The sequence below is a fragment of the Flavobacterium orientale genome, assembly GCF_014638005.1.
GTDB lineage: Bacteria > Bacteroidota > Bacteroidia > Flavobacteriales > Flavobacteriaceae > Flavobacterium > Flavobacterium orientale.
Genome location: NZ_BMFG01000001.1, coordinates 303,819 through 314,709 on the forward strand (window position 1 = coordinate 303,819; position 10,891 = coordinate 314,709).

Annotated in this window: 9 protein-coding genes; all 9 read left to right on the top strand. The window is 34.6% G+C overall.

Annotated features, from left to right (window positions below; translation table 11 throughout):
- Window positions 1–8 precede the first annotated feature (8 nt).
- The 9 genes from IEV15_RS01275 to IEV15_RS01315 all read left to right on the top strand — a co-directional run bounded on the left by IEV15_RS01275 (window position 9) and on the right by IEV15_RS01315 (window position 10,627).
- The gene (locus tag IEV15_RS01275; RefSeq protein ID WP_188360678.1) at window positions 9–953 is read left to right on the top strand and encodes a glycosyltransferase family 2 protein; all 945 of its coding nucleotides are present in this window, start codon (window positions 9–11) and stop codon (window positions 951–953) included.
- A gap of 153 nt (window positions 954–1,106) precedes the next feature.
- On the top strand, window positions 1,107–2,348 hold the full coding sequence (locus IEV15_RS01280) for a glycosyltransferase (protein ID WP_188360679.1): 1,242 nt from the start codon (window positions 1,107–1,109) through the stop codon (window positions 2,346–2,348).
- On the top strand, window positions 2,338–3,336 hold the full coding sequence (locus IEV15_RS01285; RefSeq protein WP_188360680.1) for a glycosyltransferase family 2 protein: 999 nt from the start codon (window positions 2,338–2,340) through the stop codon (window positions 3,334–3,336). The genes IEV15_RS01280 and IEV15_RS01285 overlap by 11 nt, the downstream gene beginning before the upstream one ends.
- A 3-nt stretch (window positions 3,337–3,339) precedes the next feature.
- Window positions 3,340–4,269, top strand: coding sequence for a class I SAM-dependent methyltransferase (locus IEV15_RS01290; RefSeq protein WP_188360681.1), 930 nt, complete (start codon window positions 3,340–3,342; stop codon window positions 4,267–4,269).
- A 4-nt stretch (window positions 4,270–4,273) separates the two neighbouring features.
- On the top strand, window positions 4,274–5,356 hold the full coding sequence (locus IEV15_RS01295) for a glycosyltransferase family 4 protein (RefSeq protein WP_188360682.1): 1,083 nt from the start codon (window positions 4,274–4,276) through the stop codon (window positions 5,354–5,356).
- Between the two features lie 21 nt (window positions 5,357–5,377).
- Entirely contained in the window at window positions 5,378–7,204 is a 1,827-nt protein-coding gene (asnB, locus tag IEV15_RS01300) for an asparagine synthase (glutamine-hydrolyzing) (RefSeq protein ID WP_188360683.1), read from the top strand.
- On the top strand, window positions 7,198–8,142 hold the full coding sequence (locus tag IEV15_RS01305; protein WP_188360684.1) for a glycosyltransferase family 2 protein: 945 nt from the start codon (window positions 7,198–7,200) through the stop codon (window positions 8,140–8,142). Before asnB ends, IEV15_RS01305 begins: the two co-directional genes overlap by 7 nt.
- A complete protein-coding gene (locus tag IEV15_RS01310; protein WP_188360685.1) occupies window positions 8,124–9,254 on the top strand; it encodes a glycosyltransferase in 1,131 nt (376 codons plus the stop codon). The genes IEV15_RS01305 and IEV15_RS01310 overlap by 19 nt, the downstream gene beginning before the upstream one ends.
- Window positions 9,251–10,627, top strand: coding sequence for an asparagine synthase-related protein (locus IEV15_RS01315; RefSeq protein WP_188360686.1), 1,377 nt, complete (start codon window positions 9,251–9,253; stop codon window positions 10,625–10,627). The genes IEV15_RS01310 and IEV15_RS01315 overlap by 4 nt, the downstream gene beginning before the upstream one ends.
- Window positions 10,628–10,891 lie beyond the last annotated feature (264 nt).

Here is a 10,891-nt window from a genome sequence, read left to right on the forward strand (position 1 = left end):
ATACCCGTATGACATTATGTGTCTCCATAATTATTCCCACTTATAACCGAGCTCATTTGATTGGTGCCACTTTGGATAGTGTTTTGGCACAAACGTATTCGCAATGGGAATGCATCGTGGTGGATGATGGGAGTATGGACGCTACTTCAGAACGTGTCATGCCTTACATTTACAATGATTCCAGATTTCAATTTTTAGTTAGACCGGATTCCCGTAAAAAAGGTTCAGCAGCCAGTAGAAACATTGGTTTTGAAGCCTGTAAAGGTGATTTGATTTATTGGTTAGACAGCGATGATTTGTTGGTCCCCAATGCTTTTGAAACGTATATTCAAGCCATGAATGAGGAATGTGACGCTGTGGTAGCTCGTGTGACGCAAACTGATTTAGCGACCGGTGAACCAATCAAATTAAACACTATTCAAAGTGGTAATTTACTGGAAGATTATTATGCAGGCAAGGTTACTTTCTATGTTTGTGGCCCTCTTTGGAAACGAGCCTTTTTGGAAAAACAACAGCAATTGTTTGACGAATCGTTGTCTATTTTAATTGATTGGGATTTTACAATGCGAATGCTGTATCAGCATCCGAATTTGATTTATTTAGAAGAATCTTTGGTTTATTACAGGCAACATGCAGGTTCTTTGAAAACGAATATCATTCAGTTGCATCCAGAAAAATTGGAAGCCGCTTTTGGTATTCGAAAAAAGCATTTAACGCTTATTCAAGAAAAAAAAATTGGCAATGTAGCCTCATTCAGAAAGCATTTCAGGGATTTACTTCTTCAAATTCTACGATTTACTTTAGAACAGAAAAATAGTGCTATGCAAATCAAGTATTTTAAAGCAGTAGTTCGGGAGGATGTTATACTTTGTGATTTTTTGCATTTGGGGACCACGGTTTTCGGGTTTTTGGTTTTTAAGATTTCAGGAAGAGGGTATCGGTGGTTGAGGTAGGTATGTGAGAATAGTGATTAGTGAATAGTAATTAGTGATTAGAAAAACGGAATAAGTTTCACGTCTTGTTTTTTTTGTAACACCTATTCGGAACTATTCTATTTCAATAACTCAGTAACTCACAAACTCAAAAATAATCCCTAAGTTTACACTATGAAACCCTTACGCATTTTATACGTGGTCACTACTTTTCCGAGTGTAACGGAAACGTTTGTGGCTACACAAATAGCAGATATGCTGGATAGGGGACATGATTGTACCATTTTTGCTTACAACGCAAGTAAAGATAACATTCGCCACCAACTCATTTCCGATTATAAATTAGAACAAAGAACCTTTACGCATTTTAAAAATGCCGATTCAAGATGGGAGATGGTAAAAGGGCTTTCACGGTTTTTTAAAACTTATGCTACCCAAATAAATTATAACTTGTTGTTTTCGCTTTTCAATCCCTTTACTTTTCAGTCAAAGGCAGTACATCGTAAATTGTATTGGGACCTACCCGTCTTCTTGTTGCAGAAAAAATATGATATTATCCATTGTCATTTTGGATTCAACGGCGTTAAAGTGGCCCGATTGAAAAAAGCAGGAATTTTAACCACTGAAAAATGTATTGTTTCTTTTCACGGTTCCGATTTGACACCGTCGAAAGTAGCCTCATATAAATTAATTTACCATGATTTGTTTGCCTATTTTGATGTGTTTACTATAAATACTCCTTATTTGAAAGGAATATTAACACAGGTAGCTTCAAATTTAAGAGATGTTCATGTGATTCCGGTGGGGTTTCATGAAAACTACCTGAAACCTTATTTGGATTTGCCTAAAAATGAAGTCTTTACTTTGGTTTTTTGTGGGCGTTTCATGGCGTTAAAAGGTCCAGATAAAGCCTTAGCAATAGTATCTGCTTTGGTGCAACAAGGTGTGACGGATATCCAACTTTTAATGATAGGAGAAGGCGAAGAGGAGTTGAATTTAAAAGCTCAAGCCCGGCAATTAGGCATCGAGAATCACATACAATGGTTGGGGGCTTTGTCTCAAGAAGCTGTTTTTGGTTACATGAGTACTGCATCAGTATTTATTTATTCAGGCAGAACAGAAGAAAGTACAGGAAGAGCTGAAACCCAAGGGCTGGTAATTCAAGAGGCACAGTTTTTTAAAGTTCCTGTGGTAGTTGCAGATGTAGGAGGCGTGAAGTATGGAATGAAAGATGGTGAGACAGGATTTTTAATTGCTGAAAATAATTTGGAGGCTTTTGTGGAAAAAGTACTATTTTTATGCCGAAACCCTATGGTAAGAGAAGTGATGGGAGCAAAAGGGCATCTATGGGTACAGGAGCATTATAGCATTCAAAAATTAGGTGACGTTTTAGTCGCTATGTATTATGGAAGTTGACTTACATTCACAAGAAGTACCGCAAGAAACCCCATTGGTTTCTATTATTATTCCTACCTATAATAGAGCTCATTTAATTTGTGAAACTCTAGACAGTATTCTTGCTCAAACCTACCCCAATTGGGAATGTATCATTGTTGACGATGGAAGTACAGACGATACGGATGCAGTGGTGGGAAAGTATGTAGATAAAGATGTACGTTTTCGGTATTATCACCGACCTGCTGACCGACCTAAAGGAGCGAATGCCTGCCGGAATTATGGGTTTGAAAAGAGTAAGGGGGCGTTTGTGAATTGGTTTGATAGTGATGATTTGATGGTTGATAGAAAATTAGAAGTTCAATTAAATAAATTATTAACTGATAATTTAGATTTTACTGTTTCCAAATATGTTAATTTTAAATCAGAATCAGAAATTTTTGAAGAAATTGCATTTAACAGAAATTATAATAAGGATTTAAATGCGGATAATTTTATAAAATACAAAGTATATTGGGCTACAAGTGATTTATTGTGTTCCAGAGGTTTAGCTTCAACTTATAAATATAATGAAACATTAAAATCATCTCAAGAATTCCATTTTTTTATTGGATTACTTTTAACGAAACCAAAAGGGAAGTATATTGATGCAGTATTAACCTTAAAAAGATTTAGTTCAGTTTCAATTCAAGTTGATCAATCAAAAGATCATGTTTTAAAATCAAAAAATTTAATATTAACTTATTCTAGTGTACTAAATGACTATGATGATTTGTTAAGTATTCAATCTAAACAATTTTTGGCAAAAAAATTAATGCTATACTGTACCTTTTTATCATATCATCTTAAAAAAAATCGTATAATTTTTTTAAACAATAATTTGAATAAAAAAATATTTGGATTAAAAAAATATATCTCAATTATAATTTTTTTATATATAATAAAACTAACAAATAACTATCATCTAATAAGTGAAGGACGAATTAAAAGGTTGTATTTTAAATTATAGGTTATGATAAAATGTATTTTGTGTGGGAGTTTAAATTTAAAAAAACATAATAAAATTAAAGTTGATGATTTAATTAATCTTTATATTGAAAATTTATGTATTGATGTGTCAAATGAATTCAAAGATATTAATCACATTTTTCCTTTAGAATGTAATAATTGTAGTCTAATGTTTTTTTATCCGTTAGTTGCAGGTTCAGAAATGTTTTATCACAATTTACAGATAAAAAATTTTAATTATTATTCTGAAGATAGATTAGAATTTAATCTGGCTAGTAAATATATAAGTAAAAATGATAATGTGCTAGAAGTAGGATCTGGTAGTGGTTATTTTGCCAGTTTGTTAAGTACTCGATCATACACAGGTTTAGAGTTTAATGATGAGGCAATATTGAAAGCTAAAGTAAATGGAGTAAGTTTAATAAAAGAATCTATTGAAGAGTTTTCAATAGAAAACCCAAATCAATTTGATGTTGTATGTTCATTTCATGTATTAGAACATGTAAGGAATCCGCATGATTTTATTTTATCAAAGTTAAAAGCTTTAAAACAAGGAGGAAAACTAATTATTTCTGTTCCATATGCTGATTCAATTTTAACAACTGATTTAAATCATACACTAAATTTACCTCCACATCATATATCTAGATGGAAATACAAAACATTTTTAAAATTAGAAGAGATTTTTAATATAACTTTAGACAAGCTAATAATAGAAGATGTTCATGATAAAAGAACCTATTTTGAGGTTTATATCAATTCTGTAATTTTAAAATTATTTAATTTAAATAAAAAGTTTCTTGTAAATCATAATTTTTATTTGAAAAACTACAGCTTTGTCAAGAAAGTAAATCGTAAATTAAATATCTATAAATTTATCAAGTTTTCTAAATATTCAGGAAAAAATATTTTGATAATAGCTACTAAAAATTAGAAAAATGAAAATCCTTTATATTTTCGAAAAATATCCTGGGACATACCAAATGTATATTCATAATTTGATAGAATTGCTTCGTAAAAAAAATTCTTTAAAAGTTTTAAGCTATTCAGTCCATAAAGAATCAGATATTGTAATCAATACTTATGGTTGGTTAGATCAATGGTGTAGGTTTAGAAATTATTTAGGTTTTAGCAAGTATAGATCCTTGGATATAAAGAAAATGATGTCTTTTGACATCGTTCACGTTCAACACAGTTTTCTTTTTTCTAAAATAATACCACTTTTTGAATTGCAGGATAGGCCAAAGATTATTATTACATTGCGTGGGGGTGATACCTACATAAAACCATGGGTAGATAAAAGATGGGTTGATTTTTATTCAAACTATGGAACAAAAGTTGATGCTTTTATCACAATGAGTCAACATCAGAAAGAGTATTTAAAAAAATGGGGTATTCCAGATGAGAAAATATACGTGGTCCCTATTTCCTTTGGGACGTATTCAAACGCTAAACCAAAATACCCAAACAAAGAAAAATTATATTTAGTATCTGCTTTTCGAATGACTTGGGAAAAAAATATTGCAGGAAGTATACTTTTAGCTAAAAAATTAAAGGATAAAGAAATTAATTTTGAATATGATATTTATGGTGATGGACATGATTTTGGGCAATTACATTATCTTGTTGATAAATATGAATTATCTGGATATGTAAATATAAAACATAAAATAGCAAATAAAGATTTGAAGCAAATTTTACCACGTTATGATTTTTTTTTGCAACTAAGTTTATCTGAAGCACTACCTACAAGTATTCTTGAAGCACAATCCCTTGGGGTTAACTGTGTTGTGTCTGATACTGGCGGGATGCCTGAAGTAGTTAATCAAGGTAAAGTAGGTGTGATTTCAACATTTGATGACTATGATTACTTCGTCAATCAAATATTAAATTTATGGGAAGATGAAGAAGCTTATTTCTATAGTTCTAAAAAAGCAATTGATTTTGTGAATAGTAATTTCACGATAGAGTTAGAGACTGAACGTCTAAATAAATTATATAAAACACTGCTAAATTGTTAAAATATAATAAACATTCACTTTATGTGTGGATTTCTTCTTGATTATCAATCATCCCAAAATTTTGGCAAAGTAAACTTTGTTGAACTCCTTTCGCTGTCTCAAAAACGTGGACCGGATGCGCAGGGCTATTGGAATCAGGAGTCTCTTATTCAGATGGGTTTTAATCGGTTGGCCATTTTAGAGCTCTCTTCAGCGGGTGAACAGCCGATGCACAGTTTTGGTGGACGTTATACTTTGGTTTTTAACGGGGAGATTTACAATCACTTGGCTTTGCGTAAACAATTGGACTTTACAAATTTTAGAGGACACAGTGACACTGAAACCATTACGGCTTGTTTGGAAGAGTGGGGTATTGAACAAACCATCCGTGTTTTGGACGGTATGTTTGCTTTAGGGATTTATGATCATGAAAGCAAAGCACTTCACTTGGTTCGTGATTTTGCCGGGATTAAACCACTTTTTTATGGTAAAAAAGGTAAACATATTGTAGCCGCAAGTCAATATGATCAGATTCGAAAACATCCTGATTTTGCTAATGAGGCTATTGACGTTCAAGTTTTGAAATTGTATTTGCAGCAACATTTTGTACCGGCACCTTTTGGATTGTATGAACATACATTTCAAGTATTGCCGGGAGAACACCTTACTTTTTTTCAAGACGGTTCGATGCAGCAAGAACGTTTTTGGGAGTTCTCAAATGCAGGAAACGATTTCATTACTGATGAAAAAGAAGCCTTACAACTCCTTGACGAAACGCTTGCTACTTGTGTTCAGGATCAACTATTGGCTGATGTACCACTCGGTGCTTTTTTATCGGGAGGGGTTGATTCCCCTTTAGTTGCTGCAAAGGCATCAGCAATTGATACCCAATTAAAAGTGTTTTCGATAGGTTCAGACAGTATTAAACACGATGAATCGGAAAGAGCTGCTGCCTTTGCCAAATCGTTAGGATGCTATCAAAAGACTTGGACTTTATCGGCACAAGAGGTTGTCCCTTATTGGAATGAAGCTATGGCGTCGCTTCACGAGCCTTTAGCTGATTTTAGTATTTTGCCCACTTTTTTGGTGGCTAAACTAGCTAAAAAAGAGGTGACTGTGGCTTTAAGTGGTGATGGTGGTGATGAATTGTTTTTTGGTTACGAGCGTTTTTGGAGTATAGGAAAAAATGCTCCTTATCAGCATTGGCCTTCTTTGCTTAAAAAAGGAATGTATGGAGCTGACAAATACTTGTTTAAAACGCGTAAAATAAACAGTGTTATATTGGCCAAAAGGCAAGATACAGCACATGAAGCCTTACATTCCAGGTTTAGAACGAACTGGATGGAAAGTATAGCTCCTGATTTGATAAATAGTCGATTACCTGAAAGCTGGAACGTTTATGATTATCCGAATACTTCAGACGAGCGAGTGTTGTTGCAGCATATGCAAAAAGCAGAATTTTATGGCATGATGCAAAAAACATTACGCAAAGTGGATTTAGCGAGTATGGAGAACAGTCTGGAAGTTCGCGTCCCTTTTTTGCAAAAAAAAATGATTGAAGCGAGTTTGCGAATTGACCCACTTTTAAATGGAGGTGGTGGGAAACAAAAGGAATTATTACAACAATTGCTTCAAAAAGAATATCCTTCTATATCAAGAGAAGCCGTTAAAAAAGGATTTTCTGTACCTTTAACAAAATGGATACGAGAAGATTTGAAAGACACATTTTTTGAAACTTTATTAGAAAGCGATGTATCCCGGTTTGGTTTTGAACGAAAAGAAATGGAAACCTTATTACAAAGCCATATGCAAGGCAAAGTGGATGCGAAATGGGCCTTGTTTACTTTATATACTATATTAAAATGTTAAGTATTATTATTCCTCTTTATAATAGTGAAATGTTTATCATCGGTTTGATAGAACAGCTTAATCAAGTTACCTATCCTACTTTTGAGGTATTATTTATTGATAACAATTCAACAGATAACACCATAGAAGTGTTGCATATAGAGCTACATAATGTGAAGTTTTCTTATCAAATCCTCAGTGAGTCTAAACAAGGAGCCGGTCATGCCCGCAATAAAGGAATAGCTGAAGCTCAAGGTGAGTATTTAGCTTTTTTAGATTGTGATGATAAAATTCATAAAGCAAAATGGGAAAAAGATATAGCTATTTTAGAAAAATATCCTGTTGAATTTGTGTTTTGTCGAACGAAACGATTTTATGAAGATGGAAGAGAATTATTACATCCTATTAATGGTTTTAGAGAGGGAATTAACAGTCCCCCAGCTTTAGGTCTAATTTGGTTACAACATTATTTTTATTTGCAAGGACCCGGTGCTATTGTTATAAAAACAGAAACAGTAAAAAAATTGGGAGGGTTTCATAGTATTAAAACCGGTGAAGATGCCTTTCTTTTTATTCGATTAGGATTGTTGTATACAGGTTTTTTTTATAGTGAAACGTTGTTTTCTTATTTCAGGCATGCTCAATCTACTATTTCAAAAACAAATGCCGCTAAAGATGGAACGGTTTGGTCGTATTTTAATTTAAAAAAACAACTTTATGCCGATAGTATTATAAAAAGCAATTCGGAGGCATTCAAAATCGTTCAGCGACAACTCCAATTGGATATATTGCTATTGCATCGTTCAGGGAATTCTTTAGAAAGCATAATCAATGACCCCATATTATTTGATTTCAAAAGAGATTTTTTACTTTTCAACCCAATTAGTTTGTTAATTAATCGCTTGTCTTCAAAACTAAAATTTAATCCTTTTTTTCAAGTATGGAAAAGACTAAATTAAAAATCCTTTACACCATTCCCAATTTTGATACGGCCGGAAGCGGCAAGGCTTTGTTGCAATTGGCAAAAGGTTTAGATGCTTCTTTATTTGAAGTAGCCATCTTGTGTCTGCACGACCGAGGAGCTTATTTTGAAACGGTTAAACAATCCGGGATTCCTATCTATATAGCTGATTTTTTACCTAAAGAACGGCCTTTGCTTTCCATGTTTCAAGCGTGTTGGAAGTTGGCTCAGTATTTTAAAACCTTTCAGCCGGATGTCATTCACAGTTTTCATTACAGTTCCAATTATACGGAACCTTTGGCGGCTAAAATGGCCGGAATACCGTGGGTGTTTACCAAAAAAAATATGAGTTGGGGTGGTGCGTCAAAAAACAGTTGGCGGTTGCGGTCTTTTTTAGCGACAAAAATAGCGGTTCAAAATACGGATATGCAACAAGCGTTTTATCCTTCGAGCAGTAAAACCGTTTTAATTCCCAGAGGTGTTTCTTTAACCGCATTCAAACCGGATGTCCCTAAGCCAGAGATTCGAACCAAGATGACAACGGACGCTGATAAACGCATTATTATTTGTGTCGCTAATTTAGTTCCTGTAAAAGGTATTGAAGTATTGATTGCCGCCTTTGAAAAAATTGCTGTTGCATTTCCCCAATGGGTGGTTTGGATTATAGGTGATGATAACAATGCGTATGCCGACCAATTAAAACAAACGGTTGTTGCAAAGCAATTGGAACATCAAATTCTTTTTTCAGGAAAACAGCTTGATGTGAAACTTTTTTTAGATTATGCCGAATTGTTTGTTTTGCCCACTTTGAATGAAGGAAGGAAAGAAGGGTCACCTGTAGCACTTTTGGAAGCAATGGCTAATGGTAAAGTAGTTTTAGGTTCCAATGTCCCCGGAATAAAAGACCAGTTGGCTAGTTTTCCTGAATTTCTTTTTAAAGCCGGAGGTGAAATTGATTTGAAAGAAAAATTAGAAAAATTACTTTTGTTAGACGCTGTTTCCTTGAAGAAAATGGGACAACAGTTCCAACAGCATGTTGCTTCTCATTATTCTTTATCTTTAGAAATTGAACGCCATAGTGCACTTTATAGATCGATCTCAAAAAAATGACAACCATAGAAACGCCCATCCTTCCTCTACGTCAACAGTTTATCGGTAATCGTGAAACTCTTGATTTGAAAGCCATTTGTATCTTTGCTGCAACCGGTTTTTTTATGGGTGCTGATACGTATTATCAGGAGCAAAAGGTGTTGTTGCCCGGAAAGCGGTATGTGTTGGATGGTGAAAAAATTGTTTCGGAGTCTGCTGCTTTTACTTGGTATCATACCCCTGTGGAACGACCTTTTGAGCAAGTTGTTACTGAGTTTGCTCAACTTTTTGAAACCATTATTGAGGAACAAGTGGGGAATCAAAAAGTGATTTTGCCTTTGTCGGGGGGATTAGACAGTCGCACACAAGCTGCTGCTTTACAGTATTTGCAAAAAGACGTTCATGCTTACAGTTATGAATTGGCTCATGGGCATCCTGAAACCCGTTACAGTGAACAAATTGCTGCCGTTTGCGGCTTCCCCTTTCAAAAAATGACGATTCCCGAAGGTTATTTGTGGGAAAGTATCGAAAAAATAGCGTCCATCAATGGGTGTTATACCGAGTTTACCCATCCGCGTCAAGTGGCGGTGATGGAGCAATGGGAGACCATGGGTGATGTATTCTGTTTAGGCCATTGGGGAGATGTTTTGTTTGATGACATGAAAGTGGCAGAGGAGTTGTCTTTTGAAGGACAAGTAAATGTATTGTTTCACAAAGTGCTCAAAAAAATGGGGGTACCTTTTGCAGAAGCGTTGTGGAAGCATTGGCATTTAGAAGGCGATTTTTCCACGTATTTGCGAGAACGAATTACAGCAGGATTACGAGCTATTAACATTCCAAACAGTGCAAATGCACAGATTCGGGCATTTAAAAGTTTGTATTGGGCACCGCGTTGGACGGCAATAAATCTCAGTTTTTTTGAAGCCATGAAGCCTATGGGGTTGCCTTATTTTGACAATCGCATGTGTGCATTCATATGTAGTGTTCCGGAACGTTATTTGGCTGGACGTCACCTTCAAATCGCGTACATTAAACTTCGGAATCCTGCCTTGGCAAAAATCACTTGGCAAGACCATCGACCGTTCAATTTGTACCATTACAGTTGGAATAAAATGCCTTGGAATTTACCGTTTCGTGTATTTCAGAAACTAAATCACACCGTTTTTACTAAAAAGCTGGTAAAGAACAATTATGAAAACCAATTTTTAGGAACCGCCAATGCTACTCAATTGCGACAGTGGTTGTATGAAAATCCGGCTTTTGACTCTTTGATAGACCCAGCTATTGTGAAACATTTCTATTCCGGTTTTCAACAAGAGCATTTGAAGTATTCGCATGTGGTGAGTACGTTGTTGACGTTGTCGGTGTTTGCGAAGAGAGAGGCTGCAGAGTAGTAGAGGCACCGAGGTGATGATTTTTTTTACCATATAAGGCATAAAAGTTTAAGGAATAAGTTCATTTAAGTTTTTTGAAATTGATACTTTTTACCTGATTTTGTTTTGCCCCGTCCCTAAAGGGAGGCAAAATCAGGACGTTCAGCGTTACCTAGTTTTCAGTTGAAATTTTCTTCACTAAACTTTATTATGAAAATGGGTTTTGCCTGATTTTGTTTTGCCTCAACTTTACCAACCAATCCCTTTTTTTTCTATTTTTACCCA